Source organism: Stenotrophomonas sp., from assembly GCF_031995405.1.
Lineage (GTDB): Bacteria > Pseudomonadota > Gammaproteobacteria > Xanthomonadales > Xanthomonadaceae > Stenotrophomonas.
Genome location: NZ_DAMAGC010000059.1, coordinates 1 through 25,185, shown reverse-complemented (window position 1 = coordinate 25,185; position 25,185 = coordinate 1). Strand labels below are relative to the sequence as shown.

At 66.8% G+C, this 25,185-nt stretch carries 21 protein-coding genes; 17 read left to right on the top strand and 4 right to left on the bottom strand.

Annotation, left to right across the window (positions count from 1 at the left end):
* The first annotated feature begins 140 nt into the window (after nt 1-140).
* A complete protein-coding gene (locus RTO53_RS11900; RefSeq protein WP_312237984.1) occupies nt 141-1,061 on the top strand; it encodes a M14 family metallocarboxypeptidase in 921 nt (306 codons plus the stop codon).
* A 116-nt stretch (nt 1,062-1,177) separates the two neighbouring features.
* Here RTO53_RS11900 and RTO53_RS11895 read toward each other — a convergent pair whose 3' ends face one another.
* The gene (locus tag RTO53_RS11895) at nt 1,178-1,708 is read right to left on the bottom strand and encodes a hypothetical protein (protein WP_312237983.1); all 531 of its coding nucleotides are present in this window, start codon (nt 1,706-1,708) and stop codon (nt 1,178-1,180) included.
* Between the two features lie 381 nt (nt 1,709-2,089).
* Here RTO53_RS11895 and proP point away from each other — a divergent pair, with 381 nt between their 5' ends.
* The 8 genes from proP to RTO53_RS11855 all read left to right on the top strand — a co-directional run bounded on the left by proP (nt 2,090) and on the right by RTO53_RS11855 (nt 9,547).
* Nucleotides 2,090-3,577, top strand: coding sequence for a glycine betaine/L-proline transporter ProP (gene proP, locus RTO53_RS11890; RefSeq protein WP_312237982.1), 1,488 nt, complete (start codon nt 2,090-2,092; stop codon nt 3,575-3,577).
* 90 nt (nt 3,578-3,667) lie between these two features.
* Complete coding sequence (locus RTO53_RS11885; RefSeq protein WP_312237981.1) at nt 3,668-4,309, top strand: hypothetical protein; 642 nt, start codon at nt 3,668-3,670, stop codon at nt 4,307-4,309.
* 143 nt (nt 4,310-4,452) lie between these two features.
* Nucleotides 4,453-6,747, top strand: coding sequence for a GH92 family glycosyl hydrolase (locus tag RTO53_RS11880; protein ID WP_312237980.1), 2,295 nt, complete (start codon nt 4,453-4,455; stop codon nt 6,745-6,747).
* A 131-nt stretch (nt 6,748-6,878) separates the two neighbouring features.
* Entirely contained in the window at nt 6,879-7,217 is a 339-nt protein-coding gene (locus tag RTO53_RS11875; RefSeq protein WP_312237979.1) for a type II toxin-antitoxin system prevent-host-death family antitoxin, read from the top strand.
* 3 nt (nt 7,218-7,220) lie between these two features.
* Nucleotides 7,221-7,850 carry a hypothetical protein gene (locus RTO53_RS11870; RefSeq protein ID WP_312237978.1) on the top strand — a complete coding sequence of 210 codons (630 nt, stop codon included), beginning with the start codon at nt 7,221-7,223 and terminating at the stop codon, nt 7,848-7,850.
* 122 nt (nt 7,851-7,972) lie between these two features.
* On the top strand, nt 7,973-8,395 hold the full coding sequence (locus tag RTO53_RS11865) for a host attachment family protein (RefSeq protein ID WP_312237977.1): 423 nt from the start codon (nt 7,973-7,975) through the stop codon (nt 8,393-8,395).
* A complete protein-coding gene (locus RTO53_RS11860) occupies nt 8,392-8,715 on the top strand; it encodes a thioredoxin family protein (RefSeq protein WP_312237976.1) in 324 nt (107 codons plus the stop codon). The genes RTO53_RS11865 and RTO53_RS11860 overlap by 4 nt, the downstream gene beginning before the upstream one ends.
* A 55-nt stretch (nt 8,716-8,770) precedes the next feature.
* Entirely contained in the window at nt 8,771-9,547 is a 777-nt protein-coding gene (locus RTO53_RS11855; RefSeq protein WP_312237985.1) for a helix-turn-helix transcriptional regulator, read from the top strand.
* A gap of 30 nt (nt 9,548-9,577) precedes the next feature.
* Here the strand turns inward: RTO53_RS11855 and RTO53_RS11850 are convergent, their stop codons facing one another.
* The gene (locus tag RTO53_RS11850) at nt 9,578-10,807 is read right to left on the bottom strand and encodes an MFS transporter (RefSeq protein ID WP_312237975.1); all 1,230 of its coding nucleotides are present in this window, start codon (nt 10,805-10,807) and stop codon (nt 9,578-9,580) included.
* Nucleotides 10,808-11,039: 232 nt separating this feature from the next.
* On the opposite strand from RTO53_RS11850, the gene RTO53_RS11845 reads away from it, so the two are divergent.
* Together RTO53_RS11845 and RTO53_RS11840 are read left to right on the top strand one after the other, a co-directional pair.
* Complete coding sequence (locus RTO53_RS11845; protein ID WP_312237974.1) at nt 11,040-12,914, top strand: XVIPCD domain-containing protein; 1,875 nt, start codon at nt 11,040-11,042, stop codon at nt 12,912-12,914.
* Nucleotides 12,914-14,272 (top strand): hypothetical protein, encoded by a 1,359-nt coding sequence (locus tag RTO53_RS11840; protein WP_312237973.1) that lies wholly within the window; start codon nt 12,914-12,916, stop codon nt 14,270-14,272. Before RTO53_RS11845 ends, RTO53_RS11840 begins: the two co-directional genes overlap by 1 nt.
* Nucleotides 14,273-14,299: 27 nt before the next feature.
* Here the strand turns inward: RTO53_RS11840 and RTO53_RS11835 are convergent, their stop codons facing one another.
* A complete protein-coding gene (locus tag RTO53_RS11835) occupies nt 14,300-15,886 on the bottom strand; it encodes an SDR family oxidoreductase (RefSeq protein ID WP_312237972.1) in 1,587 nt (528 codons plus the stop codon).
* A gap of 353 nt (nt 15,887-16,239) precedes the next feature.
* On the opposite strand from RTO53_RS11835, the gene RTO53_RS11830 reads away from it, so the two are divergent.
* Entirely contained in the window at nt 16,240-16,818 is a 579-nt protein-coding gene (locus tag RTO53_RS11830; protein WP_312237971.1) for a M48 family metalloprotease, read from the top strand.
* A gap of 51 nt (nt 16,819-16,869) precedes the next feature.
* On the opposite strand, the gene RTO53_RS11825 is transcribed toward RTO53_RS11830, so the two are convergent.
* Nucleotides 16,870-17,943 (bottom strand): LacI family DNA-binding transcriptional regulator, encoded by a 1,074-nt coding sequence (locus tag RTO53_RS11825; protein ID WP_312237970.1) that lies wholly within the window; start codon nt 17,941-17,943, stop codon nt 16,870-16,872.
* A gap of 371 nt (nt 17,944-18,314) precedes the next feature.
* Between RTO53_RS11825 and RTO53_RS11820 the strand changes: the two genes are divergently transcribed.
* From RTO53_RS11820 to RTO53_RS11800, 5 genes are all read left to right on the top strand, one after another.
* Entirely contained in the window at nt 18,315-21,446 is a 3,132-nt protein-coding gene (locus RTO53_RS11820) for a TonB-dependent receptor (protein WP_312237969.1), read from the top strand.
* A gap of 68 nt (nt 21,447-21,514) precedes the next feature.
* Nucleotides 21,515-22,273, top strand: coding sequence for a SapC family protein (locus RTO53_RS11815; protein WP_312237968.1), 759 nt, complete (start codon nt 21,515-21,517; stop codon nt 22,271-22,273).
* A 3-nt stretch (nt 22,274-22,276) separates the two neighbouring features.
* Nucleotides 22,277-23,296, top strand: coding sequence for a cupin-like domain-containing protein (locus tag RTO53_RS11810; protein ID WP_312237967.1), 1,020 nt, complete (start codon nt 22,277-22,279; stop codon nt 23,294-23,296).
* A gap of 13 nt (nt 23,297-23,309) precedes the next feature.
* Entirely contained in the window at nt 23,310-24,839 is a 1,530-nt protein-coding gene (locus tag RTO53_RS11805; RefSeq protein ID WP_312237966.1) for a tryptophan halogenase family protein, read from the top strand.
* A 64-nt stretch (nt 24,840-24,903) separates the two neighbouring features.
* A partial coding sequence (locus RTO53_RS11800) for an FGGY family carbohydrate kinase (protein ID WP_312237965.1) occupies nt 24,904-25,185 on the top strand: 282 nt, incomplete at its 3' end.

The following is a 25,185-nucleotide window of genomic DNA, read 5'->3' as shown; positions in this document are numbered from 1 at the left end:
CGCGACGTAGCCGGGCAGATCGGCCTGCGCAGGGCCTGGTAAGCGCCGCGGGGCGCACAGGGATAGAATAGCGGGCTGTACCGTCGCCCTGCCGTTTTCGCGGCGGGCGACCACCGTATTTCGACCCCTGGAGCTGCCTCATGACCACCGCGCATTTCTATCCGATCGGCACCCCCGGCCAGCCCTGGGGCGACGCCGAGCGGGCGCAGTGGCGGGCTGCGCAGCAGCGCCAGCGCAGCTACCACGACGACGTGGTAGCTGCGCTTGAGCGTCTTGGCGAACGTTTCGAGGTGGTCCAGTATGGCCAGCTCGACTACGCGCCCGATCACTACCCCTTGTTTGCCGTGGTCAACCAGGACTGGGATGCCGCGCTGCCGACCGCGCTGATCACCGGTGGCGTGCACGGCTATGAAACCAGCGGCGTGCATGGTGCGCTGCAGTTCCTGGACGAAAACGCCGAGGCCTACGCCGGCCGCATCAACCTGATCGTCGCGCCGTGTGTGAGTCCGTGGGGTTATGAGCGCATCCAGCGCTGGAATCCCGATGCCATCGATCCCAACCGCAGCTTCCGCGAGGGCGGCCTGATCGAAGAGGCGCGTTCGTTGATGCAGTGGGTGGCCGCGCGCGGTGACACCCTGCTGGTGCACCTGGACCTGCACGAAACCACCGACAGCGATCTCAACGAGTTCGATCCGGCCCGCTGTGCGCGCGACGGCAAGGCGCTCGTGCCGGACATCATCCCCGATGGTTTCTATGTGATCGGCAACAGCGAAGACCCGCAGCCGGCGTTCCAGCAGGCGCTGATCGCCGCGGTGGAGAAGATCACCCATATCGCCCCGGCCGACGCCAAGGGCGAGTTGATCGGCATGCCGCTGCAGTCCAACGGCGTGGTCTGGGGCGAGTCGCGTTCGATCGGCGCGTGCGCCGGGTTCACCGATGCGCGTTATGCCACCACCACCGAGGTCTACCCGGACAGCCCGCGGACCAACCCGCAGGAATGCAACGACGCCCAGGTGGCGGCGGTATGCGCCGGGCTGGATTTCGCACTCGCCCAGCGCTGAGGTCGGCCAGCGGCCGCACGTCAGGCGGGGGCCTGCACCCGGAGCGGCCTTGCTCGATCAATGCGGCGCCGGAAGGTTCTCCTGCGCCGCGCCGTACCCGATGCCGCCGTGGCGGCTTACAGGATGGTGCCGTAGGAGCAGCCTACGACCACCCAGCCGGGTGAGTAGCTCAGGTCCACCAGGACCCGCACGTTGCGGTTGTCGCTGAGTGCCTTGCGGTAGTCCATGCCTTTCCAGCCGTAGGTCTCTTCCATGGCGGCCTGGTCAGGGCGTGGCGACATGCCGCCGATGCGATCGACGATGGCCTTGCCGCGGGTCAGTTCCTGGCCGGGCGCGACCTTGAATGCCAGGTGCATTTCAGTGGTACTCGACAGGTCGACCAGGTTGGAGGTCTCACCCCATGCGGTGATCGGCGCATCGCTCTTCCACAGGCTCAGGGCCGCGTCGCCGGAAGCGTCCGATCCGACATGGGCGAAGTCCTGCACCTCCTCGGCATTGATACGGTCGGTGAACGCGGCGACCTCGGCGGCGGTGAGCTTGCATTCGAGCAGGCGCGACAGCGTGGATGCGGTGTTGTCCTGGGCCATCGCAGCGGCAGGAGCAAGCAGGCCGAGCAGGGCGCACAGGGTGGTGGACTTGATGGACATGGAGCCTCGATGGGTTGGGTGTTCGTGCTGTGAGTGCCGGGCGCACGTTCCGTGTGAGCACGTCGCCGCGGCGAGTGAATTCTGCCCGATTCCCCGCTGCTATTGCATGCGTGGGCGCCCGCCGTTCTGCAGGCGTGAAGACGCGGAAAAGATCACATTTTCGATGTGTAGTATCATGGGGCGCTTGATCATTGCCTCGGGCCATTGCCCGTCTCTCGGTCATCCTTCCTGCAGCGCCGTGGAATTCCACGCGGCCGTCCGGGATCGCCTGTTGCCACCCCTCTTCGCGCATCGTGCCGCGTTCTACCGGAGGCGGTTCTTTCCTGTGCCGTGCGCGGGACCTCGGGCGTGGTGATGGCCATGCTTCCAGGAGAAAGCACCATGCAGGACCTGCACGCCGCACATGCCCATTTCGGCTGGTTCAAACGCCGCCGCCAGGTACAGGTGGACGAAGTCACCGTGGTCGACCGGCCGATGCTGAAAAAAGCCGTCGGCGCCGCCGCACTCGGCAATGCGATGGAGTGGTTCGATTTCGGCGTGTACGGGTATATCGCAGTCACCCTGGGACAGGTGTTCTTTCCCTCCAGCAATCCCACCGCACAGCTGATCGCCACCTTCGCCACGTTCACCGTCGCCTTCCTCGTACGTCCGCTGGGTGGGCTGGTGTTCGGTCCGTTGGGCGACAAGTACGGGCGGCAGAAGGTGCTGGCGTTCACCATGATCCTGATGGCGCTGGGCACCTTCAGCATCGGCCTGATTCCGTCCTACGACCGCATCGGGTTGTGGGCGCCGGCGTTGCTGCTGCTGGCGCGGCTGGTGCAGGGGTTCTCCACCGGCGGCGAGTACGGCGGTGCGGCGACCTTCATCGCCGAATACTCCACCGACCGCAACCGCGGGCTGATGGGCAGCTGGCTGGAGTTCGGCACGCTTGGCGGTTACATCGCCGGCGCCGGCACGGTCACCGCGCTGCACATGGCGCTCAGCAGTACGCAGATGCTGGAATGGGGCTGGCGCATTCCGTTCCTGCTGGCCGGCCCACTGGGGCTGCTCGGCCTGTACATGCGCATGAAGCTGGAAGAGACCCCGGCCTTCCGCGCCTACGCCGAAGAAGCCGAGAAGCGCGACCACGAGCGTCCCGGCCTGGGCGCGTTGTTCCGCGTGCACTGGCCGCAGCTGCTCAAGTGCGTGGGCCTGGTGCTGGTGTTCAACGTGACCGATTACATGCTGCTGACCTACATGCCCAGCTACCTGAGCGTCACGATGGGGTATGCCGAAAGCAAGGGGCTGCTGCTGATCATCATCGTGATGCTGGTGATGATGCCGCTCAACGTGGTCGGCGGGTTGTTCAGCGACAGGCTCGGCCGCCGGCCGATGATCATTGGCGCCTGCATCGCGCTGTTCGCGCTGGCCATCCCGTGCCTGAAGCTGATCGGCACCGGCAACGACTGGCTGATCTTCCTGGGGTTGATGCTGCTGGGGCTGGCGCTGGTGTGCTTCACCAGTTCGATGCCCTCCACGTTGCCGGCACTGTTCTACACCCCGGTGCGCTACAGCGCGCTGTCCATCGCCTTCAACGTTTCGGTGTCGCTGTTCGGCGGTACCACGCCGCTGGTCACCGCCTGGCTGGTGGAGCGCAGCGGCGATCCGCTGGTGCCGGCGTACTACCTGATGGGCGCGGCGGTGATCGGTGTGATCACCATGCTGTTCGTCAACGAGACCGCGCGGATGCCGCTGCGTGGCTCGCCCCCTGCGGTGGCCAGCGAGGCCGAGGCGCGTGCGCTGCTGCGCAGCGATGCGCCGATGACCGTGGACAGTGCGCAGCCGACGCTGCCCGAAGCGGCGGTGCCGGACGAGGCGCGACCGGCGTAACGGGGGGGTGGGGCGGGCCGACAGGATGCCAGCGGTCGCCTGCGTGCACGCCGTCGCGCATACTGGGCCCAGTTCACGAGGAGCTGGGCCATGACACGGAAGGTGATGGGGCGCGTCCTGCTCCTGTTGGCAGTCTTCCCGGCAACGGGGGCTGTGCTGGCCGGTGATCGGCTGACGTTGGACGCGGCACGGCGCGCCGTCGCGGCGACACTCGATATGCTTCCGCCCGACGACATTGTTTTCGATTACCGGCCGGTCGAGATCCTGGTGGCCGATCTCGACGATGCGGGCACCCGCGGCATCGTTTATACCTATACCGCGACCACGTCCGGCTCGACCGGCAATCTGCCCAACGAACTGGTGGTGATGACCGCGCTGCAGCCGGGGGATCGGCGCGGACAGTCGGCCTATCCCGGCAATGTGGCCTCCGATGACGCGGCATTCGCGATCCTGCGCGAGGTGGGCTATGCCAACGAGGTTTCGGTGCACATTCCCGGCGAGCTCATCGGGCTCGAGGTGGCAGGTGGGGAGATTCGGGTGCGTTTCGAGAGTCGACTTGAATCGCCTACCTGCAAGCGCGCCGCCGTCACCGCCGGCGGTGAGCCGCGCGCCAACGACTGCCCGCCACCGGGGCTGCATCATTGGCGGTACCGCTGGACGCCCGGTCATCTCACCCTGATCGGGCGGGACCGGCCGGCAGCGGCAGGCATCGATGGAGTGGGCCACCCCTGACGACGTCGCGTCCGTTCGCGGCGCACTGCAACATGCGGCGGCTCCGCCCCGATGCTAGGATCGAGTCCACCTTGAATCGATCTAAATTCAACGCCATGACGAAAACGGGGACGCTACGCTGGTTGGGGCTCGCGGTCGGAGCGATGTTGGTGGCCGGGACGGCAGGGGCGGCGACGGCGAAGGTCGGTGAGCGCGCATACGCCGCCGTCGATCCCTTCATCGGCACCGGCGGGGAAGGGCACACCTATCCCGGCGCCACGGTCCCCTTCGGCATGGTCCAGCTCAGTCCGGACACGCGCATCCAGCCGCGGGAGAAAGCCTACGGCTGGGCCGCCGGCTACCGCTACGACGACAGCAGCATCGTCGGCTTCTCGCATACGCACTTCTCCGGCAGCGGCCATTCGGATCTGGGCGATGTACTGGTGATGCCGTTCACCGGCGATCCCGGCCTGGAGCGCGGTGATCCGGACAAGCCGCGCAGCGGTTACGCCTCGCGCTTCCACCACGACAACGAAAAGGCCGAGCCCGGCTATTACGCGGTCACCCTGGATGACTACAAGGTGCGCGCCGAACTCACCGCCAGCGCCCGCACCGGCGTGCATCGCTACACCTATCCGCGTGGCCAGCAGGCGCGCGTGCTGCTCGACCTGCGCACCAGCCTGTACGACTATCCCGGCAAGATTTCGTGGTCGCGGCTGCGCCTGCGACCCGATGGCACCGTCACCGGCTTCCGCGAAACCCGCGGCTGGGCGCCGGGGCGGCAGCTGTATTTCGCGATGCGTTTCTCGCGTCCGCTGACCGCGCATGCGCTGCACAACACCGAGACCGACATCGCCTACAAGGGCTTCCCGCCGCCGGGGCAGAACGACCCCGGCCAGCGCCCGCAGATCGAAGGGCGGCAGCTCGTCGGGACGTTCGATTTCGGTGCGCTGGACGCGCCGTTGATCGTCAGCGTGGCGATTTCGCCGGTGAGCGAGGCCGGCGCCATCGCCAACCTCGATGCCGAGGCCAGGGACCAGGACTTCGACCGCGTCCGCGCCGAGGCAAGGCAGCAGTGGACCCAGGCGCTGTCGGCGATCGAGATCGACGCGCCCGAGCACGACCGCCGCAGCGCCTATACCGCCCTGTACCACAGCATGCTCGGCCCGACCCTGTTCATGGATGCCGACGGCCAGTACCGCGGCTCGGACAACGCGGTACATCGCGCCGAAGGCTATACGAACTATTCCACGTTCTCGCTGTGGGATACCTACCGGGCGCTGCATCCGCTGCTCACGCTGGTGCAGCCGGAAAAACGCAACAGCGATTTCATCAATTCGCTGATCGCCCACCAGCAGCACAGTGCCTACGGCATGCTGCCGGTGTGGGCGTTCCACGGGCAGGAAACGTGGTGCATGATCGGCTACCACGCAGTGCCGGTGATCGCCGACGCCTACCTCAAGGGCATCCGCGGTTTCGACGCGGACAAGGCGCTCGATGCGATGGTCGCCACCGCCAACTACGGTCCTTACGATGGCATCGCGCAGTATCGCGAGCTGGGCTGGGTGCCGATCGACGAGGAAGGCGAAGCGGCGAGCAAGACGCTCGAATACGCCTTCGACGACTGGACCATCGCGCGCATGGCCGAAGCGATGGGCCGCAAGGACGTGCAGGCCACGTTCGACAAGCGTGCCGGCAACTGGCGCCATGCCTACGACGCCGGCACCGGCTTCATGCGTGCACGCAAGCGCGATGGCAGCTTCCGGGAGCCGTTCGATCCGTCGGCCAGCGGTTACGGCACCGATTACACCGAAGGCAACGCGTGGCAGTACTCGTGGTACGTGCCGCAGGACGTGGCCGGGCTGGCGCAGGCCCATGGTGGCAGTGACAAGCTGTTGGCGCGCCTGGATCAGGTGTTCGAGGCCAAGGTCGACCCGTCGATCTTCGAGCACATGGAAGACATCACCGGCCTGATCGGCTGGTACGCGCATGGCAATGAGCCCAGTCACCACGTGGCCTACCTGTACGCGCACGCCGGTCAGCCGTGGCGCACCCAGGCCCGCCTGAAGCAGATCATGGACACCCAGTACGCCGACCGTCCCGACGGCCTGGCGGGCAATGATGACCTGGGCCAGATGTCGGCGTGGTATGTGTTCACCGCACTCGGTTTCTATCCGGTCGCGCCTGGCAGTGGCGAGTACATCATCGGCCGGCCGTTCCTGCCCAGGGCCACGCTGCACCTGCCCAATGGCAAGACCTTCACCGTGATCACCGAGGGCATGGGCAAGGGCCATGACTACGTGGGCACGGTCACCCTCAATGGTCAGCCGCTGCAGCGCACCTTCCTGCGCCATGCGGAGATCCTGGCCGGTGGCGAACTGCGCTTCACCCTGCAGGCCGAGCCGAACCGGGCGTGGCCGGGGCAGGGCGCGCAGGCGCCGTACTCGATGTCGCGTTGAGGGATGGCCGGCCCCGGCCTACGGGGTTGGTCCGGTTGCCAGCATGGGTAGTTTTGGGTTAAACGGGATTTATATCCAATTTACCAAAAAGGGGTATTATGGCCCCAACCCCCCCCGCGCTGGAGCGTGCCATGACCCTGCCACTGGATCTGCCCGGCCTTGAGAAGGCGACGGCCTCCTCGGTGAAAACCCGTGGCTGGCCGAGCCTGATGCGCACCGTGCGCGAAAAGCAGGCGCTGGTGATCACCAACCACAACCACCCCGAAGCGGTGATCGTGGACATCAAGGCCTACCAGGAACTGCTGGCCAAGGCTGCCGGCGCCGGTGGCGACGAGCGCGGCGGTGCGCTGGAACGCCTGCGTGCGCAGTTCGATACGCAGTTGGCCGGGCTCAATCGCGACGGCGGGCTTGGCAAGGTGCTGGGCAAGCCGATCCATCGCGGCAAGATCACCCCCGGCAAGTCGCTCTGACCGATGGGGCGGATCCTGGTGCTGGCCGGCGTCAACGGCGCCGGCAAAAGCTCGCTGCTGGGCACGCTGCTGGAGGCGAAGGGGTTGTCCTGGTACAACCCCGACGCGTTCACCCGCGCCCTGGTCGAGGCGGGATGGGCGGAGGCCGAGGCCAACGCGATGGCCTGGCACGAAGGCACGCGGCGGTTGCGCCAGGCGATGGCCGATGACAGTGATTTCGCCTTCGAAAGCACGCTCGGCGGCAATACCATCCCGCGCCTGCTGCGCGAGGCCTGCGCCTCGCATGAGGTCGCCATCTGGTTCTGCGGCCTGGACAGCGTGGCCCTGCACATCGAGCGCGTGGCGGCCCGGGTCAGCCGCGGTGGCCACGACATCCCGCAGGACAAGATCCACGCCCGCTACGATGCCTCGCGCGAGAACCTGATCGACCTGCTCCCGTACCTGGCCGAACTGCACGTCTACGACAACAGCGCGCCGTTGGACGAACAGGGTCGCGCCGACCCGCGCCCGCTGCTGCAACTGGACCGCGATGGCCTGCATTACCCGGTCTCGGTGGCCGAGCTGCTGCATACGCCGGACTGGGCCAAGCCGATCGTGATGCGCGCGATGGAGCTGCACGCCACCGCGTCCTGAGGCGGGGCGGCGCAGGGCAAGGCGCACACGCCGCACACACATCCGTATGCGCGGTGCTTACATCTACCTGCCTACCTTGGACGTCGGGCGCAATGGCGACCCGTTTTCCCAAGGAGTCCACGATGCAGCAGCATATTCCCGCAGGCACCCTCGTCGTCGTCGCAGACGGCGGCTCGGCCCGTGTGTTCACCAACGTCGGCGATGGCCGCACCCTGCAGCTCAAGCAGCACGACGAGCTGAAGGTCCAGGACATCAGCGCGCAGGGTGTTTCCGGCCAGGGGCCGTCGGGCTCGATGCCGCAGGACATGAGCATTTCGCAGTTGAACGAGGCCACCTTCGCCAAACAGCTGGCTGGCCAGTTGAACGAGGACGCGCTCAACAACCGCTACGCCCACCTGGTGCTGATCGCCGATCCACAGACGCTGGGGCGGATCCGCCCGCAGCTGCACAAGGAGGTCCAGTCACGGTTGCTCGCCGACCTGGCCAAGGATCTTACCAACGCACCGCTCGAAGACATCCAGCGGGCGCTCGAGCAACCGCGATGAGCTACAGCCGCGACTATGTCCGCCAGGAACCGTCCCGCGCCGAGATCGACGCGGGCAGCGGCTGGCAGCTGGTCGAGTTCGGCGCCCCGTGGTGCCCGCATTGCAGTGCCGCCCAGCTGGCCCTCAAGGAGTGGCTGGGTGAACACGAGATGCCGCACCTGAAGATCGAGGACGGAAAAGGGCGGCCTGCGGGCCGCTCGTTCAAGGTCAAGCTGTGGCCCACGGTGATCCTGCTGCGTGATGGGCAGGAGGTGGCGCGGGTGGTGCGGCCGCGCGGCGAGGGCGATCTGGCCGTGTTCGGTAGCGCGCTGCAGGGCTAGAATTCCAGCGTTGTTTGTTTGCCGGGATCCGCACGTGCCCTACCGAAAGAAGGACATCACCCCCGCCGATGGTCAGGGCCGCAGCCTGCCGTTCGCACCGGATACGCCGGTGCTGTGCCGGGCGCGCGATTACACCCCGGGCACGGTGATTCCGCTGCACCATCACCCCGATCGCCATCAACTGGTGTACGCCGAAACCGGCGTGCTGGTGGTGCAGGCGGGCGCGGGTCGCTGGGTGGTACCGAGCACGCGCGCGATCTGGATGCCGGCGGGCATGGGGCACAAGGTGAGCTGCATCGGTGCGGTCGGCATGCGCAGCCTGTACATCCTGCCGTCGGCCATTGCGCAACCGCCGGCTGCCGCGTCCACAGTGTCGGTCACGCCGCTGCTGGCCGCCCTGATCCGCGCCGCCGTCGACGTGCAGCAGCCGTATCGGCAGGACTCGCGCGATGGTCGGGTGATGCAGCTGATACTGGATGAACTGCAGACGCTGCCGGTGTTGCCGCTGCACCTGCCGCAACCGTTGGATGCACGGCTGCAGACCATTGCCCGCCGGCTCGAAGCCGCGCCGGATGATCCGTCCACGCTGCAGGACTGGGCACGCCGGCTTTCGGTGGACGTCAAGACGATCCAGCGCCTGTGTGCGCGCGAACTGGGCATGACGTTCGGCCAGTGGCGGCAGCAGGCGCGGTTGCTGCGCGCCCTCGAGCGGCTGGCGCACGGCGACAAGATCATCGATGTGGCGCTGTCGCTGGGCTACGCCAGCCCCAGCGCGTTCACCGTGATGTTCAAGAAGCGCTTCGGGCAACTGCCGAGTCAGTTCTTCCACTGACGCCCCGCACCGGTCGCGCGCAGCGTGGCGTCAGTGCGGCCGGGTTTTCGGCAGGAACGCCGTCGCCAGGCCGAGCAGCGGCAGGTACGAGGTGAAGTGGTATACCCACACGATGCCGTGGATGTCGGCCAGCTTGCCCAGGCCCGCCGCGCCGATGCCGCCGATGCCGAACATCAGGCCGAACATCAGCCCCGACACCATGCCGACGCGGCCGGGGACCGCCTCCTGCGCATACACCACCAGCGCGGCGAAGGCCGAGGACATCACCAGGCCGACCGCGATCGCCAGCACCGCCGTGCCCATCAGGTTGGCGTAGGGCAGGGCGAGCGCGAATGGCGCCACGCCGAGGAACGAAATCCAGATCACCGCCTTGCGCCCGATACGGTCGCCGACCGGGCCGCCGATGAAGGTGCCCAGTGCGATCGAGGCCAGGAAGATGAAGAGATACATCTGACTCTGCTGCACGCTCAGGTGGAAGCGTTCGATCAGGTAGAAGGTGAAGAAGTTGGTGAACGAAGCGATGTAGACGAACTTGGCGAACATCAGCACCGAGATCACCGCAATGGCCTGCACCACCTTACCGCGGCTGAGGCCGGTGCCGTGGCTGCGCGCCAGGCTGCTCATCTTGGCCTGACCATGGCGCACGGTCCAGCCGGTCAGCCGGAACAGCACGAAGATGGCGACGGCGGCGATCAGCATGAACCAGCCGATGGCGCGTTGCCCATGCGGAATCACCACCGCGGCGGCGAACAGCGGGCCGATCGCCGAGCCGGTGTTGCCGCCCACCTGGAACGTCGACTGCGCGGTGCCGAAGCGCCCGCCGGAGGCCATCCGTGCCACGCGCGAGGCTTCCGGGTGGAAGGTCGCCGAGCCCACCCCGACCACCGCGGCAGCCACCAGCAACATTTCGTAACGGTTGGCCAGCGCCATCATCGCGATGCCGATGAAGGTGGCCACCATGCCCGATGGCAGCAGGTACGGCAGGGGCCGTTTATCGGTATACATGCCCACCCACGGCTGCAGCAGCGACGCGGTGACCTGGTACACCAGCGCGATCACCCCGATCTGGCCGAAGCTCAGCTGGAATTCGCTCTTGAACATCGGATACACCGCCGGCAGCACGGCCTGGATCATGTCGTTGAGCAGGTGCGCGAACGCCGCGGCGCCGACGATGCGGATCGCAAAGCCCTGGTTGGCGGGTGCGGCGGGGGCGGCCGACGGGATCGGTGCGGGTGCGGGGGAGGGCGTTTGTGGGGTCATGGACGGCATCGAAAGCAGGGCACGCTTGCCGGCACCACGCAGCCACCGCATGGTCCCGGACCCGTGGGGAAGGGAGGGGACGCCAAGAATAGGCGCCTCGCCTTGTCCCGTCTCGCGCGATATGGGCGCGGGTCGTCGCAAATGGGGCATGAGGCGCGCCGCGTTGCATCGTGACGCTGATTTTCAGGCGTTCCCTCTACAATCGAGCGGTTGAAGCAATGAGGACACGGCAATGAATGCCGCAGCAGACAAGGACGGTGCAGCCAGCATCGCGCAGCACCGAACCGCCGCCGAGGTGGCCTTCAATCCCGATTACGGCTCGGCCAACAGCGAGTACCGCGCCGCGGTGGGCAGCGGTTCGATTACCTGGAATCCCGGCGATGGCGCGGTCAAGGGCGCGATCGAGCGCGACGTGGCCAAGGTCGGCTCCAGCGCGCAGACGCAGGCGCAGGCGGTTACCTTCACCCATGCCAGCGCCGACGGCCTGGTGAACTACCAGGTGCAGATCGAACGCTCGGCCGGCGCACGCGCGGAGGTGGGGGGCGGATCGAGCCGCGGCGCGGCCGCCGAAACGGCCAGCACCGCTGGCGTGCGCGGGCGCTATCTGGTCAGCCTGCCGGCCGGTGGCGACGCGGTCGATGCGGCGAAAGTGGACCCGTTCACGCCCACCACGATTCCCGTCGGTGGCCGCGTCACCCTGGATGCCCAGGCGTTCCAGGGCACCGCGCTGGACGCCAGCTTCCGCCACATCGCCACCCAGACTCAGCTCACCGAGGCCACGGGCGCCAGCTACCGCGTGGACCGCGTCGATGCGGGGCACGTGCGCGTGACCTTGGGGCCGAACCAGGCCGTGTCGGCATTCAACGGCCTGGGCGTGTCGGCCGGCGGTGTCAGCGCCATGCTTGGCCGGCAGGATGCACTGGGGCAATCGACGTTGAAGACGGCCACCTTCGACCTGGGCCAACCGGATGGTCAGGCGGCCTACGCGCATTTTGTGGGTACGGGCGAAATCGCCGCGCAGACGCCGGGCGTGGACGCGGTGGCCACGGTGGAACGGCTGGGCATGAGTTCGCAGACGCGGCTGAAGGTGGGCGTGGGCGAGAGCTTCAGTGCCGATCTGGGCGGTGCGCGCAACAGCGGTGAGGTGGTGCGCACGCGCTTCGAGGATGGCAGCCACGTGGATGCGCGCCGTGTGGAATACAGCGGCAACGTGCCGATGACCCGGCTCAGCGTGCATGCCGCCGACGGCCAGGAGAACGTCGACGCGCGCCGCTACGCGTTTCAGTTCGACCTGCGCGATGCGCCGCAGGCCGAACAGATCGCCGGCCTGCTCAACACTGCGCTGACCGGCGACACCCGGCGTGCCGGGCCGGTGCAGGCCGGCGACAACCTCACCCTGAGTTTCAGCGACGCGCAGATGCGCACGTTGATGCAGCAGACCCAGGCCATGGTGCGGGACAACCCGACCGCCGACCCGCGCTGGCGGTTGCTGGCCGAAGATGGCCACGGCCAGCCGCAGCAGGACGTGGACGCCTTCGCCACCACGCTGGCACGCCTGCAGGGCCAGTCTGCGTATGGCATGGCCGAGCGCCTGTTCCATCTTTCCAATGCCGCCGACGGCGACCCGCGCAAGGGCTTCGAGCCGATCGCTGCCAGCGTGGACAGCCCGCGCCTGCGCGGCCTGCCCGCACCCTCGCCGCTGCTGCCGCAGGATCCGCGGCACGCCGACAGCCCCGATCATGGGTTGATGCGACAAGGCCAGAGTGCGGTGGGTGCATTGGACCAGGGCATGGGCCGCCAGCCCGATGCGATGAGCGAGCGTCTGTACATGGGGTTGGTGGTGGCGGCACGCCGCGAAGGGCTGGAGCGCATCGACCAGGCGCTGCTGAGCGACAGCGGCCAGTACGCGTTCGCCGTGCAGGGCGAGCCGCACGCCGCAGACCGCAGGCTGGCGCGTGCCGAGACCAGCGAGGCGGTGGCCACGCCGGTGGGCGAGCATGTGCGCGCACTGCAGGACGTGGCGCCCGTGCGCGATGCGCAGGTGGAGCAGCAACAGGTGGAAGAACGAACCCAGTCGCAGACGCAGGCGCAGGGGATGTCGCGCTGATGACGTATCCGTGGGCCGCGCTGGCCCTGGCGCTCGCCAGCGCTGGCGCACCGGCTGCAGAACTGCTGCAGCCGGGTATCTACCGGCTTGACCCGGATGCCTGGCGGCAGGCCGCACCGGCAATCCCCGCGGCGGGTGAAGCGTTCGAGCAGCGCGTCGAGCATGCACTTCCCGCCGACGCGAAGGTGCGCGTTGCCTTCGTGTCGCGCGATCCGCAGCGGCAGCGGAACACGCTGGTGTTCGTCACCGACCCGGGCTATCGCTACGACATCAACAGCGAGAACAGGCTCTGCCCGGCATATGCATTCCCGGACTGGAACGACCGCTCCGACGCGCAGCCTTATTGCCGCACCAACATCAATGGCGATGGCAGCGAAGCGGCATTCGACTGGAGCGCCACGCAGTTCACCGTGCGCTGGAACGACCGCAAACGTGCAACCGGCACCGAGCGGATCCCGCCGCGGCGCAAACCCACCGCCGAGGAGGCCGGGGCCTGCGCGATCAGCGATGTCTGTGCGCCCGAGGCTTACGGCCGCAGCATCCGCCATTACGAGGTTACCCACCGTCGCGATGGCTTCGTGCTGCAGCAGGCGCGCGACTACACCGATGTGCTGTATCTGCCCATCGACGTGGTTGCACAGCGCGAACCGGTGCCGACCAGTGCGGGCGAGCCGCTGAAGGCCGGCAGTTACGTCGCGGTGGTGTCGCGCACGCCGGCATGGTTCCAGATCGAACGGATCGCATCGGACGGCAGCAGTGCGCCCGGCTGGATCGACCGCGATGCGTTGTCCCGGCCCGAATGGGTCGCGCAGACGGCCACCACGCCCGCGTTTCGTTTCCGCCTGGGTTTCGAGCGCAGCGAAGGCGATGACGAAGAACGGGTGCCGAGCGCCATCGAGGTGCTGGATGCCAGCACGGGGAAGCGCGTGCAGATCCTGCGGGATTTTGATGCCGATCCCATCAGTGGCGCCGGGGATGTGCTGCAAGTGGTGGATGCCAACTTCGACGGTTACCCGGACATCCTGGCGCCGGGCATGTCCGGCGGTGCCGGACCGAACAGCACCGACACTGTGTTCCTGTTCGACCCGGTATCGCGGACCTTTGTCCACGACGCCGCCCTGTCGGGCCTGCCGCAGCTGTCGATCAACGCGGCGCAGCGCACCGTGACATCTTCCGCGCGCAACGGCTGCTGCGCGCACGCCTCGGAAACCTACCGGTATCGTGACGGCAGCTTGGAGCTGTTCGAGAGCTGGGAAGAGGCGCCGTCCGCCGATGGGGAGTCGGTGGAAACCACGCGCGGCGTGCTTCGCAACGGCCGCATGAAGTACAGCACGGTGCGCCGCCCGGCCGAGCGCTGAGCCCGGCCCGGCGACGCACCGCCGCGATCACCAGTCGGTGGGCGCGTAGTCCTTCAGGAACTGGCCCCACACGTGCTCGCCGCTGTTGAAGCCGTGGATGATCGGGTCGACGATGCGGGCGGCACCATCGACGATGTCCAGCGGCGGGTGGAAGCGCTCCTGCTCCACCTTCTTGGCCGCCAGGTCGGCCGGATCCTCGTCGGTCACCCAGCCGGTATCGACGCTGTTCATGTGGATGCCGTCGTTCTGGTAATCGGCCGCCGAGGTGCGGGTCATCATGTTCAACGCGGCCTTGGCCATGTTGGTATGCGGATGCCGGGTGGTCTTGAAGTTGCGGTAGAACTGCCCCTCCATCGCCGACACGTTGACGATGTGCTTGTCGCGCTCGGGCGTGCGCAGCATCAGTGGCTTCAGCCGCGCATTGATGATGAACGGCGCAATGGCGTTGACCAGCTGCGTCTCCAGCAGTTCCACCGACGGCACTTCGTCCATCTGCATGCGCCACGAATTGCGGCCGCGCAGATCGATCTGCTGCAGGTCCTGATCGAGCCGGCCATCGGGGAACAGATGCTGCTGGGCGACCAGTTCATCATCCAGCAACGGCACCTGCGACAGCTCGGCCGCGCGGGTCAGGCCATTGGCGCCGTTGAAGCCCTGGTCCTGAACCACCGGCAGCGCCGTGGTCGAGGTGGCGCCCAGCAGTTCGGCGCTGCGCAGGCCTTCGTAATCGCCGATCAGACGGCGCAGCGTCTCGGGCACCTCATGCAGCGCGGCGGTCTCGCCGGCCATCATGTGCGCATAGAACTGCGGCGGGCGACGCACGGTCTGGCAGGCGTTGTTGATGATGAAATCCAGGCGCGTGCGGGTAGCCAGCAGTTCGCTGCAGAATGCTTCCACGCTGGGCGTGTGGCGCAGGTCCAGCCCGTACACCTGCAGGCGGTGGCCCCACTCGGCGAAGTCCGGTTCTTCGGCGTACCGCGCCGCCGAATCGCGCGGGAAGCGCGTGGTCACGATCAGTTCGGCACCCGCACGCAGCAGCTTCAGGCCGGCCTGGTAACCGATCTTGACGCGGCCACCGGTCAGCAGCGCCACGCGGCCGCGCAGGTCGGCGGTCTCGGTGCGCTTGACGAAGTTCAGCTCGGCGCAGGTCGGGCACATCTGGTCGTAGAAATGGTGCAGCTGGGTGAACTTATGCTTGCACACATAGCAGTGGCGCAGTTCGGGCGAATGCACCGGTTCGGGCGCCGCGGCGACGTTCTGGCCGTTGTGCGCATCGTGCAGGCCGGCCGCATGCGGCGGGAAATAGTTCGGCGTGCTGAACACCGGCTTGCGCCGCAGGGCGCGGATGCCGGTCTGGTCGAGCAGGGCCTCGGCCTTGCGCACCTTTTCCTGGTGGCGCTGCTTGGCCTGCTGCTTGAGCATCTGCCGGCGCGCCTTCGGCTCGGGGTGATAGACCTTGGCCACCACCTGGTGCAGGCGCGCACGATCGGCGTCGGGCAGGGTGTCGAGCACGCTGCGGTCGGCCTCGATCGCCTCCAGCAGGTCCAGCGCGGCGCGCAGGCGGTCGGTCAGGGGCAGATCGTCGTCGGCGAGGGGTGGGGCGATGGTGTTCAAGTCGGTTCCGGGGAAAGCGGCGGGGAGGCAGGGTGGGGAGCAGAGCGATGACCGGCTCGATGCTGGACCATGCTGTAGCGGGCCGGGGGACGCCCGGACGGCGGCTATTGTCCCTGATCCGGAGGGGTGGGCGCCAATCGGCCTGGAATGCCGAGCTTGTGGCGGGCCTTGGCAGCGTGTCGGGGCCCGATCCCGGCGTGACCGCTCTGGATCGGCCCCGTCGGGGCGGCCATCATCCAGGCGCAACAAGGCGTACAGGCCTCGCAACGGCGGGTCGTACGCCCGCGGCGCGGGCGGCATAAAAAGTGAACGCAAGGCCCGCACCCGCCGGGCCCCGCTCACCGGAGGTTCCCATGTCCATGAATGCCACGCAGGCCAGCGCCTTTGCCAAAGAGGCCCTCGCCCTCATTTCCAGCCAGTTCTACGCCGGGGACACGCCCTATGCCTGCGGCTTGCCGATGGTGCCGGTGGTCAAGACCGAGCCGGGCAGCGTGCCCAACGGCAATCTGACCCCTACCGATGACGAGGAGGGGCTGGGCATGGTCGTCAGCGAGGGTCTGCTCGCCATCGCCGACAACGTGGCGATCAAGTTCGCGCTCGCCCACGAGCTGGGCCACGGCATCAGTGAGCATGTCCTTTCCAAGGTGGGCCTGACCGGCGCGTCGGGTGAAGCGACCGAAGTAATCGCCGACCTCAATGCGGCCTACCTCCTCAACCAGCTCGGCATCGGTTGGGACACCGTGATCGCGTCGATCAGCGAGTGGCGCACGAGCCAGATCTTCGACACGCACAAGGAGGGCGACCACCCGCCTGGCGACCACCGCGTGAAGTACGTCAAGCAGCTTCGCGCATTGATCGTCAGGAAGGTGGCGTTCAACGACGCCGCCCGTCAGATATGCCAGGCCCTTCCGGATGCAGGAACCAGCCCCTGATCCGCCGTCGCGCAACCCTCCGAAGGAACGACCCTGGCGTTGCGGGGATGCTCAGGCATCCTTGCCATCGATGTCCGTCAAAGGCTGTGCTGCCTCCTGCGATGGCGGACGCGCCGGGGGCGCCCGAGGCCTCGATACGGACGCGCGCGTGATCAGCTGGTGCGCAAGCACGCGGTTGACCGTGCGGCGCGGCGTGGAAACGGAGTGCCGGATCTCACGCAACAGGATGTCGATGGCGGTGTCCGCCATCTCCGCCACCGGTTGGTGGATGGTGGTCAGTTCGGGCCAGACCATCGTCGATGCGGAGGTGTCGTCGAAACCCACCACCGACAGGTCGCCCGGCACCTCCAGGCCGCGACGATGCGCCACTGACACCACGGCCGCCGCCATGTCATCGTTGCTGGCGAAGATCGCGCTGGGCGGTTGGGGCAGGGTCAACAGCCCTTCGGCCGCCTCCAGTCCCGAGCGGTAGGTGAAGTACCCTGGCTGGACGAGTGCGTCGTCGTAGTGGATGCCGGCGTCGGCCAGCGCATCCCGGTAGCCCTGCCAGCGATGCGCACTGGCCGTCTGGTTCGGATCGCCCTTGATGTAGCCGATGCGGGTATGTCCGTGGGCGATGAGATGCGACACCATGTCGTGGCTCGCCTGGCGGTCATCGATGCGCACGCAGGAAATCCTGTCGCTGAAGTGGCTGGACGCGATGGACACCACGGCCACGCCGGCGCTGACGAATGCGTCGACGATGGCCGGCGATTCACACAACGGCGGCGGAAGAATCACACCCGCGACGCTGCCGGAGAGTCGCCTGGCCGCTTCGCGACGCGCCTTGCCACCGAGTTCGTCCCACGTGGCGATCACCAGCTGCGCCGCTGCACGGGTGGACCCGCGCAGTGCGCCCACCAGCAGTTCACGCAGGTAGCTGGAGCTTGGATTGGTGTAGATCAGCGCGATGCAGGTGTGTTGCGCCGCGGCCAGGGCGCTTGCGGCCAGGTTGGGGCGGTAGTCCAGTTCGCGCACGCTGTGCATGACGCGCTCGCGGTTGTCCTCGCGCACCCCGGCATGGCCATGGATGACGCGCGAAACGGTCATGGCAGAGACGCCTGCATGCGCCGCGACGTCACCCATAGTGATGGCGCTTGCCTTCCGGCGGACCACTTTTTGGCTGTGCTTCAAGAAATGGGCTCCTTTGCTGCGCTGCATGATGACAAGCGCAACCCTGGATGATTAGTCTGCGCCCGTGACGTGATGGTAGCGCTACCACTGTGCCAGGGTAAGGCCAGCGGGTACCCCCCCTTTACCACGCGGCTGTTCTGGCAAGCCTGAAAGCGAGTTTGAGTCGCAGTCTGCGCCTGGCGCGCTGCGATGTTCGGTGTGGAAGACGGGCATCGCCCGTACGTGCCCCCGGGAGGGGCGGTACATCCATTCGATCGTATGTCAGAGGGGAGAGTCATGAGCGCTTCTACGTTCCGTCGCACGCCAGACCGGAGGGCTCGTTCATGAGCCGCACGCTGGCGAAGTTCACCTCCAGGGCCATGTTTACGTTCGTAGGCGGCGTTCTGGTCATCAATCCTGCATTCGCACAGGACGCGCGGACGCCGGCACCCGTTGCCCAGCCACAGGCCCAGCCCAGCCCGACCCAGCTGGATGCCGTGCAGGTCACCGGAATCCGCAACAGCCTCAGCCAGGCGATGGACATCAAACGCGACTCGGCTGGCGTGGTGGATGCCATCAGTGCCGAGGACATCGGCAAGTTCCCCGACACCAACCTGGCCGAGTCCCTGCAGCGCATTACCGGCATCTCCATCGAACGCCGTGATGGCGAAGGCGCACAGGTCACGGCCCGAGGCTTTGGCCCCCAGTTCAACATGGTGACGCTCAATGGGCGGCAGATGCCGGGCGCCGATGCATTCGGTGCGTCAGGGCAGGTCGCCATCGGCGGTGTCGACGGCGGCACCCGCGCCTTCAACTTCGCTCAGCTGGCCGCTGAAGCCATCAATGGCATCGAGGTCTACAAGACCAGCCAGGCCAATGTGCCCAGCGGCGGAATCGGCGCCACCATCAACATCCTGACCGCGCGCCCGTTCGACCATGCCGGCACCGTCGCCAGTGCCGGTGCGAAGGTCGTCTCCGACCAGAGCCAGCCGTTCGACAACGACCTGACCCCGGAACTGTCCGGCATCTTCAGCTACAGCAACCCGGAGAAGACCTTCGGCGTCGGGGTGAGTGCGAGCTACCAGAAGCGCAAGGGTGGCTCGGTGCAGGCCACCAACAACTACTGGAACATCCAGCCGTGGACCGGCACGATGCCCGGCAACCCGGCCGTGGTCAACGCGCCGGCGGTGGGCGCGCTGTATGGCCGCCCGAACGACCTCCGCTATGCGTTCTCCGAGTTCGAGCGTGAGCGCATCAATGGCCAGGCGGTGCTGCAGTTCGCACCGACCGACGCGGTGACCCTGACCCTGGACTACACCTATTCGACGAACGAGATCACCGAGAATCGTGGCGAACAGGGCATGTGGCTGCAGAACAGCAACTACACCGATGTAACCTTCGACACCAGCGGTGCGGTTGCCACGCCGGTCTATATCCGGGAAATTGCGGGCACCAAGGATTTCGGGCTCGAACAGCAGCGCAGCATGCAGAAGTACAAGCTCGGGTCGCTCGGCTTCAATGCGCTGTGGAACGTCACCGACCGGTTCAAGCTGACCTTCGACGCGCACGATTCCAAGAACGAAAGCCGGCCGAACGATCCGCTCACCGGGGGCGGCTCCATCTTCAGTAGCATCGCCGGCACCAACAACTGCACCACCGGACCGCATTGCGGTGGCTCGTGGGTGCAGGAGATGAACTTCAACAACGGCCTGCCAGTGGGCACCCAGATCTGGTACCCGAGCACGGCCGATGCCATCGCCAAGACCAACGGCGTGGTCAACCCGGGCTTCGTGCCGGGCGAGATTGGTTCGCAGGTGCTGCGCATCAATTCGCAGACCCAGGTCAGCGAGATCAAGCAGGGGCGCGTCGACGGTGAGTGGAGCTTCGACAAGGGCCGCTTCCAGTTTGGCGTGGACTCGAGCAAGCAGACCACCCATCGCATCCAGGCAGCGGAGAACTACAGCACCCTGGGTGACTGGGGCGTGGCCAATGTTGACGGGGACGTGGCCAACGGCCTGATGGACCTGCTGCAGCCGGTCAACATCGTCGGGTTGTTCAACGACTTCAACGCCAACAGCTTCACCGCGTGGCGCGGCGATGCGGGCCGCATTGCGCAATGGGCGGCGGACAACTATGGCGCCAGTCTTGGCGTGAGCCCGCAGCGCGCCGCCGACAACCTGGTGGAGGAAAAGACCAAGTCCGCCTATTTCCAGGTCGAGCTGGACGGCGAGCTGGGTGGCCGGCGTACCAATACCCGTCTGGGCGTGCGCTATGAAACCACCGACGTGGTGTCGACGTCGGTCATCGCCATCCCGGAGGCCATCGAATGGCAGTCCAACAACGACTTCCGGGTGGTGTTGTCCGACGAACAACAGCCGTTCACCGAGAAGAACAGCTACAGCTACATCCTGCCCAACCTCGACTTCAGCATCGACCTCCTGGACAACCTGAAGGGGCGCGTCTCGTTCGGCAAGAGCATCGCGCGCGCGCCGATCGGCAACCTCTACGCAGGCCCGACCGCACAGCAACCGTTCGGCTCGGTGCTGATCGATCCTTCTTCGCGGGCCAGCGGCACGGCACAGAACCCGCAGCTGAAGCCGCTGGAATCGGACAATCTCGACCTGGCGCTGGAGTGGTACTTCGCTGACGCCAGCTATGTGTCGTTGACGTACTGGAACAAGTCCGTCAACAACTTCATAGGCAACACCATCGTGCAGGAGAATCTGTACGGGCTGAGGGATCCCACCTCCGGACCGGATGCGCAGGCTGCGTTGGCGTTCCTCAACAGCGGCGCCTGCATCACCCAGGTCGGTGCGGCCAATGCGGCCGCCTGCTCGGCCAACGACACGGCGCTGTTCACCGCGCTGGCGCTGCTGCGCAACAACCCGGCCGGACTGGGCGCCTACACCGGCACCGACGCGCAGGTCCTGGCGACCGAAGCGGCTTACGATCTGTATGGGCAGGCCGGCGACCCGCTGTACCAGTTCAACGTCAACCGTCCCATCAACCAGAACCAGGCCAAGCTGCACGGCTGGGAGCTCGGCGGGCAGTATTTCTTCGGTGATACCGGGTTTGGCGTCCTCGCCAATTACACCCTGGTGAAGGGCGATGTCGGCTACGACAACGGGGGCGACCCGGGCATCGACCAGTTCGCGCTGACCGGGCTCAGTGACACCGCAAACGCCGTGCTAATGTACGAAAAATACGGTTGGTCGGTGCGGCTTGCGTGGAACTGGCGCGACCAGTACCTGATCCTCGCCAACCAGGGTGCCAGCCGCAATCCGTACTACGTGGAACCGTACGAGCAGTGGGATCTCAGCGTGAACTACACCCTGGATGATCACTGGTCGTTCGGTCTGGAAGCGATCAACCTGACCGGTGAGGACGTCCGCTGGCGCTCGCGCACCTCGGAGATGATCGTCAAGCTGGCTGACCAGAGTCCGCGTTACATGCTCGGCGTTCGTTACAGGTTCTGACGTGTGGGGGTGCCGCTGCCCTGGCAGCGGCACCCGTTCAAGGGTCCTGATGGGGTTGGAAGAACACCATGCCGCGTTACGAAATGCTCAACAACATCGCCCACCGCGATCTGCGCGTGGCTACCGGCTTCGGGCCCGAGTTTGGCGACGCGGTCGGCATGGTGCCGGCGTACCCGAGCGAGTTCGCCGAACTGCAGCGCGAATATCCCATCTTCCTTCGCAAGGACACCGCCACCGGCGAGTGGCAGTCCGTGGTCCTGCTCGGGTTCGAGCAGCACGAGAATCTGTTCCTGCAGGACGGCCGCTGGAATGCCGCCTACCTGCCCGGGGCAGCGGCCAAGGGGCCGTTCCTCATCGGCTTCCAGGAAAGCCGGATCGACGGCGTACTCGGCCAGGAGGCGGTGATGCACGTCGACCTGGACCATCCGCGCGTAAAGGCGATGCAGGGTGAGCCGGTGTTCCTGCCGCAGGGCGGCAATACCCCCTATCTGGACCACATCGCGGGTGTGCTGCGTGGCATCCACGATGGCCATGCGTTTGGTGCAGCGATGTTTGCCAGGCTCGATGCGCACGAACTGATCCAACCGCTCACGCTCGACGTGCAGATCGAGCCGCAGCACCGGGTCAGCGTCAACGGCCTGCACGCGATTGACCGTGACCGGCTGGCCGGGCTGGACGGTGCCGCACTGGCCGAACTCAACCGCGCCGGCTATCTGGAAGGTGCGTACCTCATGCTGGCGTCGCTGCATAACATGCGACGCCTCATCGCCGAGAAGCAGCGGCGCCTGCGCATGCTCGACGCCGCCGCTGCGACGGTCAGGAACTGACCGGTGCTGGACGGCGTTGCCATGCGGACACTGGAAGGCCTTCAGCCCACGGCGCTGCCGCTGGAGGCGCTGGTGGCCGCCGGGGAGCCGGTGGTGCTGCGCGGCATCGCGCGCGACTGGGCGCTGGTACAGGCCGGGCTGCGTTCCACGCAGGACGCGCTGGGCTATCTGCGCCGTTTCGATGCGGGCGTGCCCGTCCCGTATTCCTTCGGCGGGCCCGAGATCGCAGGACGTCCATTCTACAACGAGGATTTCACCCGGTTGAACGTCGAGGTCCGGCGCGGCCTGCTGACCCAGGTGCTGGACGAGATCGCCGACACCTTCGAAGACCCGATGCCACCCACCTACTATGTCGCGTCGCTGCCGATCGAGCGGGCGCTGCCCGGGTTCGCACAGGCCAACGACGCCGGTCTGGCAGGGCAGGGCATCGAGGCCTCGGCGAGCATCTGGATCGGCAACCGCGTGACGGCCTCCTGCCATTTCGACACCCCGGAGAACCTGGCGTGCTGTGCCGTGGGCCGGCGCCGGTTCACCCTGTTTCCGCCGGAGCAGATCGACAATCTGTATCCGGGGCCGCTGGAGCCCACCCCGGGCGGGCAGGTGGTAAGCGTGGTGGATTTCGACCGCCCGGACTTCGCGCGCCATCCGCGGTTTCGTGACGCATTGGCAAGCGCGCAGACCGCGGTGCTGGAACCGGGGGATGCGATCTTCATTCCGAGCATGTGGTGGCACCACGTACGCAGCCTGGCGCCGTTCAATGTGCTGGTGAATTACTGGTGGCGCAGTTCGCCGGCCTTCCTTTGCTCACCGCTACCGGCACTCCATCATGCGATGTGGGCCGTGCGCGACCTGCCGGTACGCGAGAAGCAGGCCTGGGCGAGGATCTTCGAGTACTACGTATTCGGTCCGGGTGGGCGTGCGGCACAGCACCTGCCCGATGTCGCCCGCGGCGACCTGGCACCGTTCGACGAGACGCAGGCGCGCCGCATGCGCGCCCAGTTGCTGGCTCGACTCAACCGTTGATGGGAGCATCGCATTGAACGTGGCGAACACAACCGAAGGGCGTATCCGCAAGGTCGTCATCGCCGGTGGCGGCACGGCAGGCTGGCTGGCCGGCTGCGCGCTGGCACACCAGTTCCGCGACCAGCTCGAGATCACCCTGGTGGAGTCCGAGCAGATCGGTACGGTGGGTGTCGGCGAGTCGACCGTGCCGCCCATCCGCACATTCCATCGTTTTCTGCAGATCGACGAGCAGGAGTTCCTGCGCGCCGTTGCCGGCACGTTCAAACTCTCGATCTCGTTTGAGAACTGGCGTCGTCCCGGCGATCGTTTCATCCATCCGTTCGGCACGATCGGGCAGGGTACCTGGGCCACGCCGTTCCACCACTTCTGGCTGGACAGCCTGCGCCGCGGCATGCCCTCGGCGCTGGGCGACTTCTGCCTGGAAAGCGTCGCCTCGTACGGCGACCAGTTCTCGCTGGAGACCCAACCCCCGCTCAACTACGCCTACCACTTCGATGCCGGGCTGTATGCCAGGTTCCTGCGACGCAAGGCCGAGGGACACGGCCTGCGACGGCTGGAAGGCAAGATCCGCGAGGTTCGGCAACATGGCCATGACGGCTCCATCGCGTCGCTGGTGCTGGAAGACGGACAGGTCATCGAGGGCGACCTGTTCATCGACTGCACGGGATTCCGCGGGCTGCTGACCGAGCAGACCCTGCACACCGGCTATGAGGATTGGCACGAGTGGCTGCCCAGTGACCGCGCCGTCGCGGTGCAGACCGGCTCGGTCGCATCGCCCGTTCCCTATACACGTGCCATTGCGCACGAAGCCGGGTGGCGGTGGCATATCGCGCTCCAGCACCGGGTCGGTTGCGGGCTGGTGTTCTCCAGCCGCCACATGTCCGACGACGAGGCGCACGCCAAGCTGCTGCGCGATATCGACGGCCCGCCGCTGCGCGACCCCTGGCTGGTGCCGTTCCGCAGCGGACGGCGGCTGAAGGCGTGGAACAAGAACGTGGTGGCGCTCGGGCTCGCCAGTGGCTTCATCGAGCCACTGGAATCGACCAGCATCCACCTGACCATCAGTGCCGTGGTGCGGCTGATCCAGCTGTTCCCGTTCGACGGGATCAGTCCGGCGCTGATGGCGCTGTACAACGATGTCAGCCGCCAGGAAATGGAGCATGTGCGCGACTTCATCATCCTGCACTACCACGCCAACCAGCGCGACGAGCCGATGTGGAAGGCCTGCCGCGAGATGGCGCTGCCGGACTCGCTCGCGATCCGGCTGCAGGCCTGGCGCGAACGTGCGCATGCCTGGCAGGACCCCGGTGAGCTGTTCCGCGTGGACTCCTGGACCAGCGTGTTGATGGGGCAGGGAATAAAGCCGGGCCCTGCGCATCCGCTTGCACGTGCCATCGATGATGCGGATCTGCGCACGCTGTTGGCGCGGATCCGACAGCCGGTGCAGCGGGCGGCCGCGACGATGCCCTCGCAGGCCGCGTTCATCGAACGCTACTGCAAGGCTGCGCAGGACGTATGGCCACGGGCTTCAGCCCTGGCATGACAGAACAGCACGCTGTTGCCTGGAAATGGTAGCGCTACCTTCACGTAGGGACGGGGTGGAAGAAATGGATCTGGTTGCCGGAATCGATGCAGGTACGCAGAGTCTGAAGGTCGTGGTCTACGACCCTGCCGGGCGGCGCCTGGTTGCCAGCACCAGCGCGCCGCTGGATCTGGCATCCGCCGCCGATGGCAGCCGTGAGCAGCAGCCGGCGGAGTGGGTTGCGGCACTACACGCCTGCCTGCGTGCGATTGATCCCAAGGTTCGATCCCGTATCGCCGCGCTGGCGGTCTCGGGCCAACAGCACGGTTTCGTGCCGGTCGATGCCGCAGGGGAGGTGCAGGCGCCC

What these genes read in the sequence shown, in the direction of transcription:
- RTO53_RS11900 (WP_312237984.1), top strand. Translation starts at nt 141, where the DNA reads ATGACCACCGCGCATTTCTATCCGATCGGCACCCCCGGCCAGCCCTGG.
- RTO53_RS11895 (WP_312237983.1), bottom strand. Translation starts at nt 1,708, where the DNA reads ATGTCCATCAAGTCCACCACCCTGTGCGCCCTGCTCGGCCTGCTTGCT.
- proP (WP_312237982.1), top strand. Translation starts at nt 2,090, where the DNA reads ATGCAGGACCTGCACGCCGCACATGCCCATTTCGGCTGGTTCAAACGC.
- RTO53_RS11885 (WP_312237981.1), top strand. Translation starts at nt 3,668, where the DNA reads ATGACACGGAAGGTGATGGGGCGCGTCCTGCTCCTGTTGGCAGTCTTC.
- RTO53_RS11880 (WP_312237980.1), top strand. Translation starts at nt 4,453, where the DNA reads ATGTTGGTGGCCGGGACGGCAGGGGCGGCGACGGCGAAGGTCGGTGAG.
- RTO53_RS11875 (WP_312237979.1), top strand. Translation starts at nt 6,879, where the DNA reads ATGACCCTGCCACTGGATCTGCCCGGCCTTGAGAAGGCGACGGCCTCC.
- RTO53_RS11870 (WP_312237978.1), top strand. Translation starts at nt 7,221, where the DNA reads ATGGGGCGGATCCTGGTGCTGGCCGGCGTCAACGGCGCCGGCAAAAGC.
- RTO53_RS11865 (WP_312237977.1), top strand. Translation starts at nt 7,973, where the DNA reads ATGCAGCAGCATATTCCCGCAGGCACCCTCGTCGTCGTCGCAGACGGC.
- RTO53_RS11860 (WP_312237976.1), top strand. Translation starts at nt 8,392, where the DNA reads ATGAGCTACAGCCGCGACTATGTCCGCCAGGAACCGTCCCGCGCCGAG.
- RTO53_RS11850 (WP_312237975.1), bottom strand. Translation starts at nt 10,807, where the DNA reads ATGACCCCACAAACGCCCTCCCCCGCACCCGCACCGATCCCGTCGGCC.
- RTO53_RS11845 (WP_312237974.1), top strand. Translation starts at nt 11,040, where the DNA reads ATGAATGCCGCAGCAGACAAGGACGGTGCAGCCAGCATCGCGCAGCAC.
- RTO53_RS11840 (WP_312237973.1), top strand. Translation starts at nt 12,914, where the DNA reads ATGACGTATCCGTGGGCCGCGCTGGCCCTGGCGCTCGCCAGCGCTGGC.
- RTO53_RS11830 (WP_312237971.1), top strand. Translation starts at nt 16,240, where the DNA reads ATGTCCATGAATGCCACGCAGGCCAGCGCCTTTGCCAAAGAGGCCCTC.
- RTO53_RS11825 (WP_312237970.1), bottom strand. Translation starts at nt 17,943, where the DNA reads ATGGGTGACGTCGCGGCGCATGCAGGCGTCTCTGCCATGACCGTTTCG.
- RTO53_RS11820 (WP_312237969.1), top strand. Translation starts at nt 18,315, where the DNA reads ATGAGCCGCACGCTGGCGAAGTTCACCTCCAGGGCCATGTTTACGTTC.
- RTO53_RS11815 (WP_312237968.1), top strand. Translation starts at nt 21,515, where the DNA reads ATGCCGCGTTACGAAATGCTCAACAACATCGCCCACCGCGATCTGCGC.